Origin of the sequence: Acidovorax sp. WCS2018Noco2-16 (genome assembly GCF_031843945.1) — a bacterium.
Taxonomy (GTDB): Bacteria; Pseudomonadota; Gammaproteobacteria; order Burkholderiales; family Burkholderiaceae_C; genus Paracidovorax.
This window is the reverse complement of record NZ_JAVTJJ010000001.1, coordinates 1,133,201-1,153,456: the sequence shown is the minus strand read 5'-3', so window position 1 is coordinate 1,153,456 and position 20,256 is coordinate 1,133,201. Positions and strand designations below refer to the sequence as shown.

Genomic DNA, 20,256 nt, shown 5'->3' with positions numbered 1-20,256 from the left:
TGGCTGGCCCTGCCTGCCGCCTGTTTGTCTGAAGAAATGCGCGGGTGGCGAAATTGGTAGACGCACCAGGTTTAGGTCCTGACGCCAGCAATGGTGTGGGGGTTCGAGTCCCCCCCCGCGCACCACGTTAAGCACGTTGCTCCAGCAGCAGGCAGCGTTAATCCATTCAATATAGGAAGAGCCATGGCAGTTACTGTTGAAACCCTTGAGAAGCTCGAGCGCAAGATCACGCTGAGCCTGCCCGTCACCACCATTCAGACTGAAGTGGATGCGCGCCTGAAGCGCCTGGCCCGTACGGTCAAGATGGACGGCTTCCGTCCCGGCAAGGTGCCCATGAACGTGGTCGCGCAGCGCTACGGCTATTCGGTGCAGTACGAAGTGCTGAACGACAAGGTGGGCGAAGCTTTCGCTCTGGCTGCCAATGAAGCCAGCCTGCGCGTGGCCGGCCAGCCCCGCATCACCGAAAAAGAGGGCGCGCCTGAAGGCCAAGTCACGTTCGACGCGGTGTTCGAAGTGTTTCCTGAAGTCAAGATCGGTGATCTGACCGAAGCTGAAGTCGAGAAGCTGTCCGCCGATGTGAACGACAGCGCCATCGACAAAACCGTGGATATTCTGCGCAAGCAGCGCCGCACGTTTGCCCAGCGTGCCATGGGCACGCCTGTGGAAGACGGCGACCGCGTGACGGTCGACTTCGAAGGCAAGATCGACGGCGAAACCTTCCAGGGCGGCAAGGCTGAAGACTTCCAGTTCCTGGTCGGCGAAGGCCAGATGCTCAAGGAATTCGAAGACGCCGTGCGTGGCATGAAGTCGGGCGAAAGCAAGACCTTCCCGCTGGGCTTCCCGGCGGACTACCACGGCAAGGACGTGGCCGGCAAGACCGCTGACTTCCTGGTCACGGTCAAGAACATCGAAGCCGCCCACCTGCCTGAAGTGAACGAGCAACTGGCCAAGTCGCTGGGCATCGCCGACGGCACGGTCGACGGCCTGCGCGCTGACATCAAGAAGAATCTGGAGCGCGAAGTCAAGTTCCGCTTGCTGGCTCGCAACAAGCAAGCCGTGATGGACGCTCTGGTGTCCAAGGCCGAACTCGACTTGCCCAATGCCAGCGTGCAGTCTGAAATCGCTCGCTTGCTCGAAGGCGCCCGCGCCGACCTGAAGCAACGCGGCATCAAGGACGCTGACAAGGCCGAAATCCCTGAAGACGTGTTCCGTCCCCAGGCCGAGCGCCGCGTGCGCCTGGGCCTGGTCGTGGCCGAACTGGTGCGCGCCAATGAGCTGCACGCCAAGCCAGAGCAGCTGAAGGCCCATATCGACGAGCTGGCTGCCAGCTACGAGAAGCCCGAAGATGTGGTGCGCTGGTACTTCGGCGACCGCCAGCGTCTGGCTGAAGTCGAAGCCGTGGTCATCGAAAATAACGTGACCGACTTCGTGATGGGCAAGGCCAAGGTCACCGACAAGGCTGTCTCGTTCGACGAACTGATGGGGCAGGGTTGAATTGAGCGGGTTGCCGGCGGCCCAGGCTGCGGGTGACATGGCTTCGGGGGCTTGTGCTTTGGTGTGCAAGCCCCAAATCATTTCTGGATACAGTCACTGTCTGACTGCAAGAGAAGGGTAGAGCAACATGAGCGCACTGGAAACACAGGCCCTGGGCATGGTCCCCATGGTCATCGAGCAATCGGGCCGTGGTGAGCGGTCCTATGACATCTACTCGCGCCTGCTGAAGGAGCGGATCATCTTTTTGGTGGGCGAGGTCAACGATCAGACCGCTAATCTGGTGGTGGCGCAGTTGCTGTTCCTGGAGAGCGAGAACCCTGACAAGGACATCTCGTTCTACATCAACTCTCCTGGCGGCAGCGTGACGGCCGGCATGGCCATCTACGACACCATGCAGTTCATCAAGCCTGACGTGTCCACCATGTGCGTGGGTTTTGCGGCCAGCATGGGCGCGTTCTTGCTGGCGGCCGGCGCCAAGGGCAAGCGTTTCTCGTTGCCCAACTCCAAGATCATGATTCACCAGGTGTTGGGCGGTGCCCGTGGGCAAGCGACCGACATCGAGATCCATGCACGGGACATCCTGCGCACCAAGGATCAGATGAACCGCATTCTGGCAGACCGCACCGGTCAGCCGCTGGACAAGGTCAAATCAGACACCGAGCGCGACTACTTCCTGACCGCTGACGAAGCCAAGGAATATGGGCTGGTCGATCAGGTGATCGCCCGGCGTCCCTGAGAGTCCTCGCCCCTCGTAGGCGGCGTTTTCCTTGAGGGAAAGCGCCGCTTTTTATTTCGTTATCATCTTGACACTTCCCTTGTCATAAGGCATTGCCCCCATGGCCGAGAAAAAAGGCTCCTCCAGCGAAAAAACCCTTTACTGCTCTTTCTGCGGCAAAAGCCAGCATGAAGTGAAGAAGCTGATCGCCGGACCGTCCGTCTTTATCTGCGACGAGTGCATTGACCTGTGCAACGAAATCATTCGTGACGAATTGCCTGCAGGCGATGGTGCGCGTGACACGCGTGGCGATTTGCCCACTCCAGCGGAAATCAAGTCCAACCTGGACAACTACGTCATTGGTCAGGACATCGCCAAGCGCACGCTGGCGGTGGCGGTATACAACCACTACAAGCGGTTGCGCCACAAGGACAAGGCTGGCAAGGATGACATCGAGCTGTCCAAGAGCAACATTCTGCTGATCGGTCCCACGGGCTCTGGCAAGACGCTGCTGGCGCAAACCTTGGCGCGCATGTTGGATGTGCCGTTCGTCATGGCCGATGCCACCACGTTGACCGAGGCCGGTTATGTGGGCGAAGACGTCGAGAACATCGTGCAAAAGTTGTTGCAGAGCTGCAATTACGAAGTCGAGCGCGCCCAGCGCGGCATCGTCTACATCGACGAAATCGACAAGATCTCCCGCAAGTCCGATAACCCCAGCATCACTCGTGACGTGTCTGGCGAGGGTGTGCAGCAGGCGCTGCTCAAGCTGATCGAAGGCACCATGGCCAGCGTGCCGCCGCAGGGCGGGCGCAAGCATCCCAACCAGGACTTTTTGCAGATCGACACGACGAATATTCTGTTCATCTGCGGCGGCGCATTCGCTGGCTTGGAAAAGGTCATTGAGAACCGCACTGAGGCGTCGGGCATCGGCTTTGGCGCTTCGGTCAAGAGCAAGAAGCAGCGATCGTTGACCGAGGTTTTCACCGAAATCGAACCGGAAGATCTGATCAAGTTTGGGTTGATCCCCGAGTTGGTTGGGCGTATGCCCGTGGTGACCGCGTTGGCGGAGCTGAGTGAGGATGCATTGGTCGAGATATTGACCGAGCCCAAGAACGCCCTGGTCAAGCAGTACAGCCGCCTGCTAGCGATGGAAGGCGTGGATCTCGAGATTCGCCCGGCTGCGCTGAACGCCATCGCCCGCAAGGCCTTGGCACGCAAGACGGGAGCACGCGGTCTGCGCTCCATTCTTGAGCAGTCGCTCATCGGCACCATGTTCGACTTGCCCAACGCTACGAACGTCGAAAAGGTGGTGGTCGACGAGTCCACCATCGAAGAGAACAAGCCCCCGCTGCTGGTGTATCGCGAAGCCGCGAAAAAGGCCTGACTCGGCTGATGACCTGCTACAGCGTCTTGCTTCAGATGCTGCAGCGACTACCCCTGGCGCCGTCAGCCCGGCGCTGGAGGGTTGAAATTTCCTGTCTGTGGACCATATTCCACAGAGCTTCATGAGGATCCCCATGTCCGGACACACCCCCTTGCCCTCGTCTCCCCTTGACCTGCCGTTGTTGCCCTTGCGCGACGTGGTGGTGTTCCCCCACATGGTAATCCCGCTTTTCGTGGGGCGTCCGAAAAGCATCAAGGCGCTGGAACTGGCCATGGACGGCGACCGCCGCATCATGCTGGTTGCCCAAAAGGCAGCGGCGAAGGACGAGCCGCTGGTGTCCGACATGTTCGACGTTGGCTGCGTTTCCACCATCTTGCAGATGCTCAAGCTGCCCGACGGTACCGTGAAGGTGCTGGTGGAAGGGCAGCAACGGGCAGCCGTCGCCTCCATCGAAGATGCAGAAACCCACTTCACTGCGACCGTGAATCCGGTCGAGGCGACGGACGATGGGCACAAGCCCAGCGAGATCGAAGCGCTACGCCGCGCGGTGATGCAGCAGTTCGATCAGTACGTCAAACTGAACAAGAAGATCCCGCCCGAAATCCTCACCTCGATCTCCAGCATTGACGACCCGGGTCGTCTGGCAGACACCATCGCCGCGCACTTGCCGCTGAAGCTGGAGAACAAGCAGGTCGTGCTCGACCTCTCCGACATCAAGTTGCGGCTAGAAAACCTGTTCGAGCAGCTCGACCGTGAGGTGGACATCCTCAACGTCGACAAGAAGATTCGTGGCCGTGTGAAACGGCAGATGGAAAAGAACCAGCGCGACTTCTACCTCAACGAGCAGGTAAAGGCCATCCAGAAGGAACTGGGCGAAGGCGAAGAGGGCGCTGACATCGAAGAGATCGAAAAGAAGATCAAGGCTGCCAAGATGCCTGCCGATGCGCGCAAGAAGGCAGACAGCGAGCTAAAGAAGCTCAAGCTGATGTCACCCATGTCGGCTGAAGCGACCGTGGTGCGCAACTACATCGAAGTGCTGACGGGCTTGCCTTGGAGCAAGAAGACCAAGATCAAGCACGATCTGCTGAACGCCGAAGAAGTGCTTAACGAGGATCATTACGGACTCGACAAGGTCAAGGATCGCATTCTTGAGTATCTTGCAGTGCAGCAGCGCGTGGACAAGGTCAAGGCACCCATCCTGTGCTTGGTCGGCCCTCCGGGTGTCGGCAAGACCTCCCTGGGCCAGTCGATCGCCAAGGCGACCGGGCGCAAGTATGTGCGCATGGCGCTGGGTGGCATGCGCGACGAGGCGGAGATTCGTGGGCATCGCCGCACTTACATCGGCGCCATGCCCGGCAAGGTGCTGCAGAGCCTGAACAAGGTTGGCACGCGCAACCCGCTGTTCCTGCTGGATGAAATCGACAAGCTGGGCACGGATTTCCGGGGCGATCCATCCAGTGCGCTGCTCGAAGTGTTGGATCCGGAGCAGAACCACAAATTCGGCGATCACTATGTCGAGGTCGATTTCGACCTGTCTGACGTGATGTTCGTGGCGACTTCCAATTCGATGAACATTCCGCCAGCGCTGCTGGATCGGATGGAGGTCATTCGTCTGTCGGGTTACACCGAAGACGAAAAGACCAACATTGCCATGAAGTACCTGCTTCCCAAGCAGTTGACGAACAATGGCGTGAAGGACGAAGAGTTGCGTGTGACCGAAGACGCTGTTCGTGACATCGTGCGTTACTACACCCGCGAAGCAGGAGTGCGCTCGCTGGAGCGCGAACTCTCCAAGATCTGCCGCAAGGTGGTCAAGGGTTTGCAGCTCAAGCAATTGAAGCCGCAAGTGGTCGTCACGGCGGACAACCTGCCTGACTACCTGGGCGTGCGCAAATATACGTATGGCCGCGCCGAAGAGCAGAACCAGGTCGGCCAGGTCGTTGGTCTTGCCTGGACGGAAGTGGGCGGCGATCTGCTCACCATTGAGGCCGCAACCATGCCTGGCAAGGGTGTCATCACCCGTACCGGTTCGCTGGGCGATGTGATGAAGGAATCGGTCGAGGCTGCACGTACGGTGGTGCGTAGCCGGTCGCGCATGCTGGGGATTCGCGATGACGCGTTCGAGAAGCGCGACGTTCACATTCACGTGCCCGACGGCGCTACGCCCAAGGACGGGCCGAGCGCGGGTGCGGCCATGGCGACGGCCTTCGTTTCTGCGCTGACCGGCATTCCCGTGCGAGGCGATGTCGCCATGACGGGTGAGATCACGTTACGTGGAGAGGTGACCGCCATTGGCGGCCTGAAAGAAAAGTTGTTGGCCGCACTGCGCGGGGGCATAAAGACCGTGCTGATTCCTGAAGAGAATGTGAAGGATCTGCAGGAGATTCCAGACAACGTGAAGAGCGCACTGGAAATCGTACCTGTGCGTTGGATCGACAAGGTGCTTGAGATAGCGCTTGAGCGCAAGCCTATCGCGCTGACCGACGAAGAGGTGGCTGCCGCCGCAGTGCCTGCGCCCGCTTCGGCTGACAAGGCACAGTCCACCACCGGTTCTGTGAAGCACTGATTCTAAAAACTTGCTGAGCAGCCTGAAAATTGCGCTACAATTCAATCCATCGATCCAAACGTTGTACAATGTGAGGCTTCGGTAAATGCGGGAATAGCTCAGTTGGTAGAGCGCAACCTTGCCAAGGTTGAGGTCGAGAGTTCGAGACTCTTTTCCCGCTCCAATTTCCAAAAAAGGGGAAGCAGTAGCTTCCCCTTTTTGCCAAAGGAAGTCGGTTTGGCGCGGTAGCAAAGCGGTTATGCCCCGGATTGCAAATCCGGTTAGTCCGGTTCGACTCCGGACCGCGCCTCCAAAATCCTCTTGCCTCAGGCATTTGCAAATGGCCCTCACGGGCCGTTTTTGTTTTTTGAAGTTCCAACGGGTGGGCCGATCTGCGGTTGGATCGATCAAACCTGAGTGGAGTCAGGCGCTGGCGAGCGGGCTAATGCAAGCGCGGGGCTGTTTGGGGCGCGATTGAATTGGTTGCGTTGCCCTTGCCAAATTGGCTTGGTGTGAGTCCGCAAGGCATGTTCTGTTTGAGGATATTGCAGATGACAGAAAATTTAGTGGTATAATTTTTTTCTTGTTGAGATGCTGGCAACAGCGTAATAGCAAAATGCGGGAATAGCTCAGTTGGTAGAGCGCAACCTTGCCAAGGTTGAGGTCGAGAGTTCGAGACTCTTTTCCCGCTCCAGTATTGCAAGGGAAGCTTCGGCTTCCCTTTTTTGTTGGCCGTTGATTTCCGGTGCAAACTATTGTGCCGATCTGCAGCGGTCGATGCGCAGCTGCATGGCCTGGGTGACTGGCTCACGGGCTGCAAGCCACTCGGCCGGCGCCCCGATGGTGAAATTGGTAGACACTGCGGACTTAAAATCCGCCGCTTCCTGAAAAGGGGCGTGCCGGTTCGACCCCGGCTCGGGGCACCATTACGATTCGATCATGTCAAGTTACAACGCTCCCTTTGAAATCCATGTGCACGGCCAGGTTCAACTGAGGGCCGATACCGTGTTCGAGCAGTTGCAGGAAGCGCTCAAGCCGCTGTGGAAGTATGCGGGCGCGCGATCTCTGGCCGATGGCGCCGCCAGTGCTTACGAGGAAGAACCGGGCATCCAGTTCGACGCCAAGGAACACACGCTGCAGATCTGCTGGACCGTGCGGGGCGACGAAGACTTCCGCCAGGCGCTCGATGAGATGTGCATGAGCCTGAACGAGCTGTCCGAACAAGGCGCCGCCATCGAGGTCACTTTCTACGACGCTGATTTCGACGAAGAGGAAGAAGACGAAGAGACCGAAGCGCGTGACGACTTCGTGATGCTGTTCGTCGGCCCCACGCCTGCGGCCATCATGCAGGTGCAGCGTGATCTGCTGGTGCAGGACGTGATCAATCTGATGGAGCGCCATTTCGACGGATCCGAGCTCGGCGGCGTGGTGGCTGAGGTCGACAAGCTGTTTTCGCAGCGCTTCGATGCGCTCGTGAATTCTTTGGAAATCGGCAAGCCGCCTCGTGGCAGCGGCGGCTCCGGTGGCGGCGGTCATGGCGGCGGTGGCGGGCGTCGGCCGCGTCATCTGCATTGATCGACAAGCAACACGCAACGCGCGACACACGCCGGCCAGCTTGGCGACGAGGGCACCCTCTTGCGGCGCCCTCTCTTTTTCTCTCATTACTTTTTCGCGATCCGTGGCGACTTCCATCACCGATCTGCCGTACCTGCGCACTTACCCCGCGACGCTGCAAGACCAGGTGCGCGAGCGTTTGGCTGCATCGCCCGTCGGCCTGAGCGATCTGCTGCTGAGCCGCTATCCGCAGGCGCATGCAGTGCGCACCGACAAGGCGCTGTACCAATACACCGCTGCCCTCAAGTCGCAGCATCTGCGCAATGCCGACACGATTCAAAAGGTGGTTTTCGACAGCAAGATCCACGCGGTGCGCAACGCGCTGGGGCTGCACACGTCATTGGCGCGCGTGCAGGGCGGCCGGCTGTCGGCGCGGCACGAGATCCGCATCGGCTCGATGTTCAAGCAGGCACCTGAAGAGTTCCTGCGGATGATCGTCGTGCATGAACTGGCACACCTGCGCGAAAAGTCGCACGACAAGGCGTTCTACCAACTGTGCGAGCACATGGAGCCGCGCTACCACCAGTACGAATTCGACGTGCGGCTGTATCTGACCCATGTCGAGCATTCCGGCCAGCGCTTGTGGTCGGAATAGATTTGCTATTATTTTAATAGCTGCTTGCGCTTATATCTATTGCGCTAGAGCCACTTTGGTCGCTGAATGATCGACCGTGGCCGGCACGGACACTGTGGTGCAGCATGAGGCTGGCAGCTCCAACCAGCGATGCGCTGCAGCACGCAGTGGAGCCAGATCGCCGGTGGTCAGCAACTGAATGGCCTGCGCTGCATCGTTGTCTGAAGCGTCGATGACCGCATCGGCCAGCAGCGCGCCGGTTTCCAGCAAGCGGCGTGTTTGTCGGGCAACTGGCACGCCGGTTTCCACCAACTGCACGCCCGTGCCCACCAGATCGCGCAGTACCTGTTCGGCAAAGATGTAGTGCGTGCAACCCAGCACCAGCGTGTCGATCTGCCCAGGTTGTGAGCCAAAATGGCCCATGGCGCTTATGTAGCGGGCGCAGAGTGCTCCTACTTTCGTAGCATCTTTGGGTGCAGGCTCTTCGTGCTCGGTGCTGCGCTCGATGGCGTAAGCCAACCCGTCGCAGGGCTGCACCACGAATTCGGCCTGCCCGCGCAGTGATGCGAGCAGCCGGTCGAACTTGCTGCTGGAAAGCGTTCCGCGTGTGCCGATCACGCCGATGCGTCCGGTGCGGGTGATGCCCACCGCGGGCTTGATGGCCGGCTCCAGTCCAACCAGCGGCAGGGCAGGGTAGCAGCTGCGCACTTCGTGAATGGCGGCGGCCGTGGCGGTGTTGCAGGCGACAACCAGTGCCTTGATGCCGTGCGTTGCCTGCAGATAGCCAGCGATGGCATGGGTGCGCGCCGCGACGTAGGCGTCGCCGCGCTCGCCATAGGGCGCATGGCCGCTGTCTGCCAGATAGATGAAGCGCTCTTGCGGCAGCTCGGCGCGCAGCGCGCGCAGCACGCTCAGGCCGCCGATGCCGCTGTCGAACACACCGATGGGGCGCTGCGTGGCTGAGGTCATGGCAAAGGCTTAGGGGCGAGGTGCGTAAGGAATGAAAAAGGCTTGCGGCGCAACCGTGCGCAGCAAGCCTGGGATGGTAGTGCAGGGCACGCAAGGGCGTGCGCTGCTACCTGGTTGCCCAAAGGCGAGGATGAGGTCGATCAGGCGGCGACGAGGTCGATGGACTTGAACTCGCCGGTCGCGATGCGCTGGCTCCATTCGGCCGGGCCGGTGATGTGCTTGCTGGTGCCACCCGAATCCACGGCCACGGTGACGGGCATGTCCACCACGTCGAATTCGTAGATGGCTTCCATGCCCAAATCTTCGAAGCCGACCACCTTCGCGGTCTTGATGGCCTTGCTGACCAGGTACGCGGCGCCGCCCACGGCCATCAGGTAGGCCGATTGGTGCTTCTTGATGGCTTCGATGGCGACCGGGCCGCGCTCGGACTTGCCGATCATCGCGATCAGGCCGGTTTGCGACAGCATCATGTCGGTGAACTTGTCCATGCGCGTAGCGGTGGTGGGGCCGGCAGGGCCCACGGCTTCGTCGCGCACCGGGTCGACCGGGCCGACGTAATAGATGACGCGGTTGGCGAAATCGACTGGCAGGGGCTCGCCCTTGGCCAGCATGTCCTGGATGCGCTTGTGCGCGGCGTCGCGGCCGGTCAGCATCTTGCCGTTCAGCAGCAGCGTGTCGCCGGGTTTCCAACTGGCGACTTCTTCGCGGGTCAGCGTGTCCAGGTTGACGCGCTGGCTCTTGTTGTAGTCGGGCGCCCAGTCGATCTTGGGCCACAGGTCCAGCGACGGCGCTTCCAGGTAAACGGGGCCGGAGCCGTCGAGCACGAAGTGCGCGTGGCGCGTGGCGGCGCAGTTAGGGATCATCGCGACCGGCTTGGAGGCCGCGTGCGTGGGGTACATCTTGATCTTGATGTCCAGCACCGTGGTCAGCCCGCCCAGGCCCTGCGCGCCAATGCCCAGTGCGTTGACCTTGTCGAACAGTTCCAGCCGCAGTTCCTCGACCTGATCGAGCTTTTCGCCGCGTGCGCTCTTGGCTTGCAGCTCGTACATGTCAAGGTCGCCCATCAGGCTTTCCTTGGCCAGCAGCACGGCCTTTTCCGCCGTGCCGCCGATGCCGATGCCCAGCATGCCCGGCGGGCACCAGCCGGCTCCCATGGTGGGCACGGTCTTGAGCACCCAGTCGACCAGGTTGTCGCTGGGGTTCATCATGACCATCTTGGACTTGTTCTCGCTGCCGCCGCCCTTGGCCGCGACGGTGATGTCCACCGTGCTGCCGGGCACGATCTGCGTGAAGATCACGGCGGGCGTGTTGTCCTTGGTGTTCTTGCGCAGGAACTGCGGGTCGGCCACCACGCTGGCGCGAAGCGTGTTGTCTGGGTGGTTGTAGCCGCGGCGCACGCCTTCGTTGACGGCGTCTTCCAGGCCCTGGCCGGCCGGGAAGCCTTCCCAGCGCACGTCCATGCCGATCTTCAGGAACACGTTGACGATGCCGGTGTCCTGGCAGATGGGGCGCTGGCCGGTAGCGCTCATCTTGCTGTTGGTGAGGATCTGCGCCATCGCGTCCTTGGCCGCCGGGCTCTGCTCGCGCTCATAGGCGCGAGCCAGGTGGGCGATGAAGTCGGCGGGGTGGTAGTAGCTGATGTACTGCAGGGACGCAGCAACGGACTCCACGAGGTCGTGGTACCGGATGGTCGAGGTCATGGTGGGATATGTTTTTGGGGAAAGAACTGAGCCCCCAATTATCGCCGTCCCCCGTCAGGCCGTGGATCGGGCCCGAGAACCCCTCAAGCGGCGTCGCGCTGCGGCAGCCCGTCGAGCGAGCCGAAGACCGATGGTGCGAAGTCCGCCGTACCGTCCGGTTTGTCGCCCAGAGCCCATGACAGCAGCGTGTCCGCAGGCATGGGCCGGGCAAAGAAGAAGCCCTGCAGTTCGTCGCAGCGCATGGCCAGCAGGATGTCCCGCTGGCCGCTGGTTTCCACGCCTTCCGCCACCACGCGCAGGCCCAGGGCATGCGCCAGCCGCACGACCGCGTCGACCACGGCGCGCGCGTCCTCCTGATGTTCGAGGTCGTGCACAAAGCTGCGGTCGATCTTCAGCTGCTGCGCGGGCAGCCGGCGCAGATAGCTCAGGCTGGAGTGGCCTGTGCCGAAATCATCGATCGACAGGAAGACGCCGATGCGTGCCAGCTCCCGCAGCGTGCGTTGCGTGGCCAGGGTGTCTTCCATGGCGACCGATTCGGTGATCTCGCACAGCAGCTGCGCCGCGTCCACGCCATGGAACCGCAGCGAATGCGCGATGCGCTGGGCCAGGCCCGCCTCGCGCAGCTGGTGCACCGACAGGTTGATCGCCACGCGCATGCGCAGCCCGCTGCGTGCCCACTCGGCGATTTGCCGGCACGCCTCGTTGATGACCCAGTTGCCCAGCGTGTTGATGAGCCCGAAGCGTTCCGCCAGTGCGATGAACACGAGCGGGCTGACCATGCCGCGGGTGGGATGGTTCCAGCGCAGCAGGGCTTCCACACCGTTGATGCGGCCACGCCGGCCGTCGATCTTCGGCTGGTAGTGCAGCGCCAGCTCTCCACGCTGCAGCGCCTGGCGCAGATCCTTCTGCATCTCCAGCTGCTCGGTGGCGTCCGAGTTCATGTGTTCCTCGAACATCGCGTAGCCATTGCCTCCGGCGCGTTTTGCGGCGTACATGGCGGCATCCGCGTTGGCGACCAGCTTGTCGCGTTCTCCCTGGTTCGGATAGACGACCACGCCGATGGAGCAGGAGATCTGCACCTGCCTGCCAGCCAGGTCGAAGGGCTGCGACAGCGCCGCCAGGATGCGATTGACCACGGCAAGGCAGTCGGCGGTTTGCCCCACGTCCTCCAGCAACACGAGGAATTCATCGCCCCCCAGGCGTGCCACCGTGTCGCTCTGGCGCGCCTCGGTGCGCAGGCGCTGCGCTGCGCTCTGCAAAATGGCATCGCCTGCGGCGTGGCCGAAGGAGTCGTTGATGGGCTTGAAGCCGTCCAGGTCGACGAACAGCACGCCCAGCCGCTCTGCAGTGCGTTGGTGGTTGGCCCGGTCCAGGCGCAGCAGGGCGTGATGCAGGCGGTCTTCCAGCAGCAACCGGTTGGGCAGGCCCGTGAGCGCATCGGCAAAAGCCTGCTTGTGCAGCGCGGCGTTGGCCGATTGCAGCTTGGCATTGCTGTCCTTGAGCGACCGGGTGAGTTGGCGGGCGCGGCCCTGCAGCCTGGCATCGAGGATCGAGGTGAACAGCGTGCTGACCAGCAGCATGCCGGTGGAGAGCACGATCACCGCCGTCAGGCCAGGCCCGCCCAGCGCATTGGCGCTCAGGCATACCGTACCTTCCGGAAAGTGCGCCGCCGCCATGCCCGTGTAGTGCATGCCGCAGATGGCAATGGCCATCACGGCCGATGCCACCGCTTGGAACAGCGGCCTGCGCGTGCTGTGCACCTTGAGCAGCAATTGGAAGATGGCCAGGGCAGAGGCCGACGCCAGCACGGCGACAACGATGGAGGCCGCAACCAGCAGGGGGTCCCAGACGATGCCGATCGACATGTCGAGCGCCTGCATGCCGATGTAATGCATGGCGCTGATGCCACCGCCCATCACCAGCGCCCCTGCGACCAGATGGAGGATGCGGAAGGTCGGCAAACTGGCGACGGCCAGCGCGACGCTGGAAGCACCCACCGCCGCCAGCCACGACAGCAGGGTCAACAGCCCTGTAAAGCCGAGCGCCACTGGCAGGCGGAAGGCCTGCATGCCCAGAAAGTGCATGCCCCAGATACCGGTACCCATCACCACCGATCCGGCTGCCCACCACGCCAGGCCGATGCGCCTGTGAGAACTGCGCACGCGCCGCGCTAGGTCCAGCGTGACGTAAGAGGCCAGCAATGCGATCCCGAACGACGCCATCACGACAGGTATGTCGTAACTGGATGGCATGAAGCCAGACGGGTGGGACCAGGGAGAAAAGGAAAACATGGACAGGGTTTGGGGACGGAGCGAAACGCCTGCTCAAGCCAGCCGGAAGAGAACCGGCGGACGAAGCAGCCTATGCGAAGCAGTGAGTAGGTTGGAAAGCTCTTTGTACGTGGAATCTTCCGAATTGGTTTACATCAAGTAACGTGTATTGGGCAGCACCGGCGCAAATTTGTCCTTTCGCATCGCAAAACGTAGTAGATGAGAATGGTTTTTGTTTGGAGTTATGCTCGATGGCTCACACGACCATCCTCATCGACCATGGAAGCGCCGTGGCCTCGTCAGCGTCCTTGTGCGCTTCCTTCCTGCTTCACTTTTGGGAACCTGCCTGCAATGACCATCCGTATCGAACGTGACACCTTCGGCCCCATCGAGGTGCCTGCCCAGCAACTGTGGGGCGCGCAGACGCAGCGCTCGCTGCAGAACTTCGACATCTCGGGCGAGCAGCAGCCGCGCGAGATCATCAAGGCGCTGGCGCAGGTCAAGCGGGCGTCGGCCAAGGTCAACCATGCGCTGGGCCTGCAGGACGCGAAGAAGACCGAAGCCATCGCCGCCGCCGCCGACGAGGTGATCGCCGGCAAGCACCCCAGCGAATTCCCGCTGGTGGTGTGGCAAACCGGATCGGGCACACAGACCAACATGAACGTCAACGAGGTGCTGGCCAACCGCGCCAGCGAGATTTTGGGCGGCGAGCGCGGCGAAGGCCGGCTGGTGCACCCCAACGACGACGTGAACCGCAGCCAGTCGAGCAACGACGTGTTTCCCACCGCCATGCACGTGGCGGCGGTGGAGGCGCTGACGCACAAGCTGCTGCCCGCTATTCGCCGTCTGCGCACGACGCTCGAAGCCAAGGCGCGCGACTTCGACGGCATCGTGAAGATCGGCCGCACCCATCTGCAGGACGCGACTCCGCTCACGTTGGGCCAGGAAATCTCCGGCTGGGTGGCGCAACTGGCCCATGGCGAAAAGCATGTGCAGGCCGCACTGCCGCATCTGTATGAACTGGCGCTGGGCGGCACGGCTGTGGGCACCGGGCTGAACGCGCCCAAGGGCTACGCCGAAGGCGTGGCCAAGGAGCTGGCCGACCTGACCGGTCTGCCCTTCGTCACCGCGCCCAACAAGTTCGAGGCGCTGGCCTCGGTCGATGGCCTGGTGCATGCGCACGGCGCACTCAAGACGCTGGCCGCCAGCCTGATGAAGATCGCCAACGACGTGCGCTGGCTCGCCAGCGGCCCGCGCAGCGGCATCGGCGAGCTGTCGATTCCAGAGAACGAACCGGGCTCGTCGATCATGCCCGGCAAGGTGAACCCCACGCAGAGCGAAGCCGTCACCATGCTGGCCGCGCAGGTCTTCGGCAACGACGTGGCCATCAACTTCGGCGGCGCCTCGGGCAACTTCGAGCTGAACGTGTTCCGCCCGATGGTGGCGCACAACTTCCTGCAGAGCGTGCGCCTGCTCGCCGACGGCATGGTCAGCTTCAACGACCACTGCGCCGTGGGTATCGAGCCCAACCGCGATCGCATCGCCGAGTTGGTGGACCGCTCGCTGATGCTGGTGACCGCGCTCAACACGCACATCGGCTACGACAAGGCCGCCTACATCGCCAAGAAGGCGCACAAGGAAGGCTCTTCGCTGCGCGAAGCGGCGATCGCCTCGGGCCATGTGACGGGCGAGCAGTTCGACGAATGGGTCGTGCCCGGCAACATGGTCGGCCGCTGACACCGGTGGTTTGAGGCGCCGCTGACATGGCCGCCGGAACCGAGCCGTTCTCGCTGCTGGCGAGCTTTCAGGCCAGCTATGCCGACCTGGTGCGCTACCTGGCGCGCCGCACCGGCAGCGCTGAATCGGCACGCGACGCGGCGCACGACACCTGGCTGCGCGTGGCCGACATGGCCCGCGAGGGCCAGGGCCCGCAGCTGGATGGCGAGGGCGAGGCGCGCGCCTATCTGTTCACCATGGCGCGCAACCTGGTGATCGACCAGCAGCGCCGCGACGGCATGCAGCACCGCCACGCCGCCTGCCAGACGCCGGCCCCTAACGCGCCCGATGTGGCGGAAGCCGCCATGTACCGGCAGGCCATCACGGCCGTCGAATGCGCGCTGGCGGCGCTGCCCGATCGCGCCCGGCAGGTGTTCGTGCGCAGCCGTTTGCATGGCGAAGACCAGGCCGCGCTGGCGGCCGAATTCGGCGTGTCGCGCAACATGATCGAGCGCGACATGATGCGGGCCATGGACCAGGTGCAGGGCGCCATGGAGCGGTGGGGCTCCGGCCATGCCGCCGCCCTGAGCGCGCGAGGCGGCCGGCGCCGCTCGCTCGCCGCGCTGCTGGGCGTGGCAGGCCTGGCGGTCGGCGGCCTGGGCGGTTGGCGCTGGTGGCGCCTGGCCGTGCCGCAATGGCAGCAGACGGCATCGACCGGCCACGGCAAGACGCTGCGCCAGCCCCTGCCCGACGGCAGCGTGCTGACGCTGGACGCGCAGACGCGTGTGGCCCTGGCTTACTACGCCGGGCAACGCAGCGTGCGGCTGCTGCAAGGCGCGGCCTTCTTCGAGGTGGCCCACGACCCTGGCCGGCCCTTCGTGGTCGACGTGCCGGGCGATGTGTCCGGGGATGTGCCAGGCGACGCAGGCGCGGCGGCAGGCGGAGTGCGCATCACCGTGCTGGGCACGCGTTTCGGTGTGGAGCGTGCAGCGAATGGCGCAGTCCAGGTGCAGGTCGAATCGGGCCGCGTGCGGGTGCAAACGCTGGACGCAGCCGGCCAGCCGGTGCAGTCCCATGAACTGGCCGCCGGCGACGGGCTGCGAACCGGTGGAGGCCGCGGTGCCGTGCTCAGCCGGTTGCCCGAGCCAGGCGCTGCCGCCGGCTGGCGCCACGGCTCGGTGCTGTTCGATGCGGCGCCGCTGGCCGAGGTGGTCGAGCGCCTGCGCCGTTATCTGCCGCGCCCGGTCGATGTGGACGGCACTGCTGCGGGGCTGCGCCTGTCGGGCCAGGTGCGCATCGCGCAGGCGGAAGACTTCGTGCGGGCTCTGCCCGGCGTGGTGCCGGTGCGCTCGCGGCTAAGCGGTGGGCGCTGGCACGTCGAGGCGATTTGAATGAAATAGGGCTCTAGCGCTTATGCAGCAAGCGCTGGTAGCTATCATTTTTAATAAATGAAGAAAAAAGCGGGAAATCGTTCAGGACGCCGCGCGGCCGGTTCGTTGTAGCGGGGATTGCCACTCGTTCAACACGCTCCGAACCGCCATGAACCATCCGTCTTCCTTGTTTGTTCGCCATGTCCTGGCCGCCGCGCTGGCTGTCGCCAGCCTGCACGCTGCGGCGCAGTCGCCCCGGTTCGACATCGCCGCGCAGCCGTTGCCCGACGCGCTGCGCCGCTTCACCGCCCAGTCGGGCATGCAGCTGGTCTACCCGCCGCAGTTGCTGGAAGGCCGCCAGGCCAGCGCAGTGAGCGGGTCGCTGGACGCGCAGGCCGCACTGACCCAGTTGCTGCAAGGCACGGGCCTGCAGGCCCGCCGCGACGGCGCGACCTGGACGCTGGAGCGCGTGCCTGCCCACAGCGGCGCGGCGCTGCCCGACGTGACGGTGCGCGCCGACGCCGAGCAGGAAACGGCCACCGGCCCCGTGCGGGGCTACGCCGCGCGGCGCAGTGCCACGGCGACCAAGATCGACGTGCCGCTCATCGAGACACCGCAGTCGGTGTCGGTCGTCACGGCCGAATTCATCGAGGCCACCGGTGCACAGCGGGTTCGCGATGCGCTGGCCTATTCGCCCGGAGTGAACACCATGGGCTGGAACGACGACTCGCGCTTCGAATGGCTCTACCTGCGTGGCTTCGACGCCTATTCACCGGGCTTTTATCTCGACGGTCTGCCGCTGCGCAACAACGCCAGCTGGGGCGTGTGGCGCACCGAGAACTACGGCGCCGAGCGAATCGAGTTGCTGCGCGGGCCGTCTTCCGTGCTGTACGGCCAGAGCGGGCCGGGCGGCCTGGTCAACGTGGTCACCAAGCTGCCCACCGCACAGCCCGTGCGCGAGCTGCAGGTGCAACTGGGCGACCATGCGCGCCGACAGGTGGCGGGCGACTTCTCTGGCCCGCTCAATGAAGACGGCAGCCTGCTGTACCGCTTGACCGGCGTAGTGCGCGATGCAGAACTGCCCGCAGGCGGCATGCGCGATGACCGCTTCTACCTGGCGCCATCGCTGACCTGGAAGCCATCGGGCGTGACGTCGGTCACCCTGCTGTCGCAGGTGGTGCGCGACCGCGCGGGCGTGTACCAAAGCGGGGGGCCGGCCTACGGCACGCTGCTGCCCAACCCGAACGGCCGCATCCAGGCGCCGGCGTACTACGGCGAGCCGGGGTTCGACCACTTTCGGCACGACCAGTGGCTACTGGGTTATCAGGCCGAACACCAGGCGGGCGACGTGTGGACGCTACGGCAGAAGCTGCGCTATGGCCGACTGAAGGTGGACTACGCCCAGGCATGGCTCGAAGGCCTGCTGACGGTGAACCCCGACGATGCAGCAGACCCGGCCAACTTCCGCCGCATCGCTCGCGCGGTGTTCGGCAGCCAGGAAAAAGTGCACAGCCTCGCGGTAGACACGCATGCGCAGGCGAAATGGCGCAGCGGCGACTGGGCGCATACGGCGCTGGTGGGGCTGGACTATCAAGGCTCTCGCTTCGACCAGGCCACGGTATACGGCGGCACTGTGCCGTCGATGGATGCCTACCAGCCCGTCTTCGGCACTGGCCCCATCACGCTGCCCGAGCCGTATGTGGATGCGCGCATCCAGCTGCGCCAGACGGGGCTGTACGTGCAAGACCACATCAAGTGGCAGGACCGCTGGGTGTTCACGCTCGGCACGCGCTACGACCGCGCCAGCACCAGCACCGACAACCATCTGGACGGCACGGCCAGCCGCCAGTCGGACGGCAAGCTCTCCAGCCGCGCGGGCGTGGTGTACCTGGCGCCCGCGGGCTGGGCGCCGTATGCCAGCTATTCCGAGTCGTTCACGCCCAACGGTACCGTCAACCCGGAAACCGGCCGCGCCTTCGATCCGGAAACCGGGCGCCAACTGGAGGCCGGGCTGCGCTGGCAGCCGCCCGGCCGCAAGGACAGCTACAGCCTGGCCGCATTCCGGCTGCAGCGCCGCAACTACGTGACCAGCGATCCGGCCACCAACATCCCGCGCATCACGGGCGAGATCACCGTGCACGGCATGGAATTTGAAGCGCAGCTGCGGCCCATGCCGGGCTGGAACGTGGTGGCCGCGTACACCTTCATCCCGAAGGCCGATGTGACCGCCAGCAGCAACCCGAATGAGATCGGCAAGCAGCTCAACCCGGTGGCGCGCAACCAGATTTCGGTGTGGACGGATTACCGCTGGCCTATTGGAGTGAGGCTGGGGCTGGGCGCGCGCTATGTCGGCTCCAACCGGGGCACCTTTCAGTCCACGACGGTACCGGTGCCGAGCTACACCGTCTTCGACGCCATGCTGGGTTACGACTTCGGGCCCTGGAGCCTGGCGCTGAACCTGCGCAACCTGACCGACAAGGCCTATCTGGTGGCGTGCACGGCAGACACCACCTGCGGCTTCGGATCGCAGCGCAAGGTGGTGGCTACGGCGACTTACCGTTGGTGATGGGGCGGGCCTTGGGCTTGGGCTTTGCAGCCCGCGCGGTGCGCTTTTCTGGCTGCAGAAACGCCAGCAGCCGCCGCTCGGCCACACCCAGGCCGCGCGGCGTGGCCCCGCTGCCTATGCGGTCCCACACGCGCTGCATGTCCGGCCCGGCGTCGGACGCGAGGCGCGAGCCCAGCTCCAGCACGGCCGGGTGTACGTACGACTTCTTGCACACGGCGGGTGTGTTGCCGAGTTGGCGGGCGACCTCGACCAGGATCTCTTTGGCGCTGTACGACGCCGCGCCGCCGTCGCCCGTACAGGCCAGCCGCGTCAGCTCCAGCGCCTGGGCCGTGCCGTGCCAGGTGCGAAAGTCCTTGGCGGTGAAGTGCATGTCGGCGTCGCTCTCACCAGCCGAACGGCGTGCGCTTTCGGTGATCTCGCGCAGGTAGTCGTTCACGTCGCTGGAGCCGATGGCGTGGCGCTGCCCGTCTTCATCCTCGTACTGGAACAACTCCTGGCCCGGCAGCTGCTGGCAGCGGCGCACCACGCGGGCCACGCGTGGGTCGTCTAACTGCGCTTGCTGCTCTACGCCGCTCTTGCCGCGAAAGCGCAGGGTCAGCGTGCTGCCGCGCACGCCCGCATGGCGGTTGCGCAGCGTGGTCAGGCCGTACGACTGGTTGGTGGCGGCGTATTCCTCGTTGCCTACGCGCAGGAAGGTGGTGTCCAGCAGCCGCACGATGGTGGCGAGCACCACGGTGCGCGACAGGGCGGGCTCTCCGCGCCGGGGTTTCAGGTCGCGCGCCACGCGGGCGCGGATGCGCGGCAGCGCCAGGCCGAAGGCGCGCATGCGCTCGAACTTGTTTTCATCGCGCACGCGCCGCCATTCGGAGTGGTAGCGGTACTGGCGCCGGCCACGCGCGTCAAAGCCGGTGGCCTGCAGATGGCCGTTGTCCTTCGGGCAGATCCACACATCGGTGTAGGCGGGCGGAATGGCCAGCTTGCGGATGCGGGCGATCTCGTCTTCGTCGCGCACCCAGGCGCCGTCGGGTTTTCGAAAGGCGAAGGACTTGCCTTTCAGCACGCGCGTGAGGCCAGGCATTTCCACGGTCACGTAGATCAAGCCGCCTGGCAGTCGGCTGCCGGGGCGGGGCGGGGTGGAGGAGGATGCGGCGGAACTGCTGGATGAGGTGGGCATACGGGTGCGGGGGCGGACCGGTGACGATGCGCACATCACACCGCGACGGCGCCCGTATGGCTGTAGGCGCCTGCCCGCAGCGCGGGTGGGAAGGCGTCCGCCAGTGACTCACCTGGGGGCCTATTCAAATCATGCCTTTGATTCATATCGGCCTCCAGCGCT

13 protein-coding genes and 5 tRNA genes are annotated in these 20,256 nt (G+C 63.8%); 14 read left to right on the top strand and 4 right to left on the bottom strand.

All coding sequences use genetic code 11. The features are described from left to right. Positions 1–38: 38 nt before the first annotated feature. From RQI28_RS05235 to RQI28_RS05185, 11 genes are all read left to right on the top strand, one after another. Positions 39–125: transfer RNA gene (locus tag RQI28_RS05235), tRNA-Leu, on the top strand. Positions 126–183: 58 nt separating this feature from the next. Continuing rightward, a complete protein-coding gene (gene tig / locus RQI28_RS05230; protein WP_311221490.1) occupies positions 184–1,494 on the top strand; it encodes a trigger factor in 1,311 nt (436 codons plus the stop codon). Positions 1,495–1,621: 127 nt separating this feature from the next. Then, on the top strand, positions 1,622–2,230 hold the full coding sequence (clpP, locus tag RQI28_RS05225; protein ID WP_311221489.1) for an ATP-dependent Clp endopeptidase proteolytic subunit ClpP: 609 nt from the start codon (positions 1,622–1,624) through the stop codon (positions 2,228–2,230). 100 nt (positions 2,231–2,330) lie between these two features. Continuing rightward, positions 2,331–3,596 carry an ATP-dependent Clp protease ATP-binding subunit ClpX gene (gene clpX / locus RQI28_RS05220; protein ID WP_311221488.1) on the top strand — a complete coding sequence of 422 codons (1,266 nt, stop codon included), beginning with the start codon at positions 2,331–2,333 and terminating at the stop codon, positions 3,594–3,596. 133 nt (positions 3,597–3,729) lie between these two features. Continuing rightward, positions 3,730–6,162: an endopeptidase La gene (gene lon, locus RQI28_RS05215; protein WP_311221487.1), complete on the top strand. Its 2,433-nt coding sequence runs from the start codon at positions 3,730–3,732 to the stop codon at positions 6,160–6,162. 87 nt (positions 6,163–6,249) lie between these two features. Further along, positions 6,250–6,325, top strand: a tRNA-Gly gene (locus tag RQI28_RS05210). 55 nt (positions 6,326–6,380) lie between these two features. Further along, positions 6,381–6,454: transfer RNA gene (locus RQI28_RS05205), tRNA-Cys, on the top strand. 305 nt (positions 6,455–6,759) lie between these two features. Continuing rightward, positions 6,760–6,835 (top strand) — tRNA-Gly (locus RQI28_RS05200). Positions 6,836–6,975: 140 nt separating this feature from the next. Beyond that, positions 6,976–7,067, top strand: a tRNA-Leu gene (locus RQI28_RS05195). Between the two features lie 13 nt (positions 7,068–7,080). Next, entirely contained in the window at positions 7,081–7,716 is a 636-nt protein-coding gene (locus RQI28_RS05190; RefSeq protein WP_311221486.1) for a DUF6806 family protein, read from the top strand. A gap of 85 nt (positions 7,717–7,801) precedes the next feature. Beyond that, on the top strand, positions 7,802–8,350 hold the full coding sequence (locus tag RQI28_RS05185) for a M48 family metallopeptidase (protein WP_404976925.1): 549 nt from the start codon (positions 7,802–7,804) through the stop codon (positions 8,348–8,350). Positions 8,351–8,386: 36 nt separating this feature from the next. On the opposite strand, the gene murI is transcribed toward RQI28_RS05185, so the two are convergent. From murI to RQI28_RS05170, 3 genes are all read right to left on the bottom strand, one after another. Continuing rightward, the gene (murI, locus tag RQI28_RS05180; RefSeq protein ID WP_311221484.1) at positions 8,387–9,298 is read right to left on the bottom strand and encodes a glutamate racemase; all 912 of its coding nucleotides are present in this window, start codon (positions 9,296–9,298) and stop codon (positions 8,387–8,389) included. Positions 9,299–9,438: 140 nt separating this feature from the next. Further along, positions 9,439–10,998 (bottom strand): fumarate hydratase, encoded by a 1,560-nt coding sequence (locus RQI28_RS05175; RefSeq protein ID WP_311221483.1) that lies wholly within the window; start codon positions 10,996–10,998, stop codon positions 9,439–9,441. 83 nt (positions 10,999–11,081) lie between these two features. After that, positions 11,082–13,250 (bottom strand): EAL domain-containing protein, encoded by a 2,169-nt coding sequence (locus RQI28_RS05170; protein WP_311221590.1) that lies wholly within the window; start codon positions 13,248–13,250, stop codon positions 11,082–11,084. A 369-nt stretch (positions 13,251–13,619) separates the two neighbouring features. Here RQI28_RS05170 and fumC point away from each other — a divergent pair, with 369 nt between their 5' ends. The 3 genes from fumC to RQI28_RS05155 all read left to right on the top strand — a co-directional run bounded on the left by fumC (position 13,620) and on the right by RQI28_RS05155 (position 18,920). Then, positions 13,620–15,005, top strand: coding sequence for a class II fumarate hydratase (fumC, locus tag RQI28_RS05165; RefSeq protein WP_311221482.1), 1,386 nt, complete (start codon positions 13,620–13,622; stop codon positions 15,003–15,005). 26 nt (positions 15,006–15,031) lie between these two features. Continuing rightward, positions 15,032–16,375 (top strand): sigma-70 family RNA polymerase sigma factor, encoded by a 1,344-nt coding sequence (locus RQI28_RS05160; protein WP_311221481.1) that lies wholly within the window; start codon positions 15,032–15,034, stop codon positions 16,373–16,375. Between the two features lie 148 nt (positions 16,376–16,523). Then, complete coding sequence (locus RQI28_RS05155; protein ID WP_311221480.1) at positions 16,524–18,920, top strand: TonB-dependent siderophore receptor; 2,397 nt, start codon at positions 16,524–16,526, stop codon at positions 18,918–18,920. Here the strand turns inward: RQI28_RS05155 and RQI28_RS05150 are convergent. Then, on the bottom strand, positions 18,898–20,094 hold the full coding sequence (locus tag RQI28_RS05150) for a DNA topoisomerase IB (protein ID WP_311221479.1): 1,197 nt from the start codon (positions 20,092–20,094) through the stop codon (positions 18,898–18,900). The two genes, RQI28_RS05155 and RQI28_RS05150, sit on opposite strands and share 23 nt — an antisense overlap. Positions 20,095–20,256 lie beyond the last annotated feature (162 nt).

What these genes read in the sequence shown, in the direction of transcription:
- tig (WP_311221490.1), top strand. Translation starts at nt 184, where the DNA reads ATGGCAGTTACTGTTGAAACCCTTGAGAAGCTCGAGCGCAAGATCACG.
- clpP (WP_311221489.1), top strand. Translation starts at nt 1,622, where the DNA reads ATGAGCGCACTGGAAACACAGGCCCTGGGCATGGTCCCCATGGTCATC.
- clpX (WP_311221488.1), top strand. Translation starts at nt 2,331, where the DNA reads ATGGCCGAGAAAAAAGGCTCCTCCAGCGAAAAAACCCTTTACTGCTCT.
- lon (WP_311221487.1), top strand. Translation starts at nt 3,730, where the DNA reads ATGTCCGGACACACCCCCTTGCCCTCGTCTCCCCTTGACCTGCCGTTG.
- RQI28_RS05190 (WP_311221486.1), top strand. Translation starts at nt 7,081, where the DNA reads ATGTCAAGTTACAACGCTCCCTTTGAAATCCATGTGCACGGCCAGGTT.
- murI (WP_311221484.1), bottom strand. Translation starts at nt 9,298, where the DNA reads ATGACCTCAGCCACGCAGCGCCCCATCGGTGTGTTCGACAGCGGCATC.
- RQI28_RS05175 (WP_311221483.1), bottom strand. Translation starts at nt 10,998, where the DNA reads ATGACCTCGACCATCCGGTACCACGACCTCGTGGAGTCCGTTGCTGCG.
- RQI28_RS05170 (WP_311221590.1), bottom strand. Translation starts at nt 13,250, where the DNA reads ATGCCATCCAGTTACGACATACCTGTCGTGATGGCGTCGTTCGGGATC.
- fumC (WP_311221482.1), top strand. Translation starts at nt 13,620, where the DNA reads ATGACCATCCGTATCGAACGTGACACCTTCGGCCCCATCGAGGTGCCT.
- RQI28_RS05160 (WP_311221481.1), top strand. Translation starts at nt 15,032, where the DNA reads ATGGCCGCCGGAACCGAGCCGTTCTCGCTGCTGGCGAGCTTTCAGGCC.
- RQI28_RS05155 (WP_311221480.1), top strand. Translation starts at nt 16,524, where the DNA reads ATGAACCATCCGTCTTCCTTGTTTGTTCGCCATGTCCTGGCCGCCGCG.
- RQI28_RS05150 (WP_311221479.1), bottom strand. Translation starts at nt 20,094, where the DNA reads ATGCCCACCTCATCCAGCAGTTCCGCCGCATCCTCCTCCACCCCGCCC.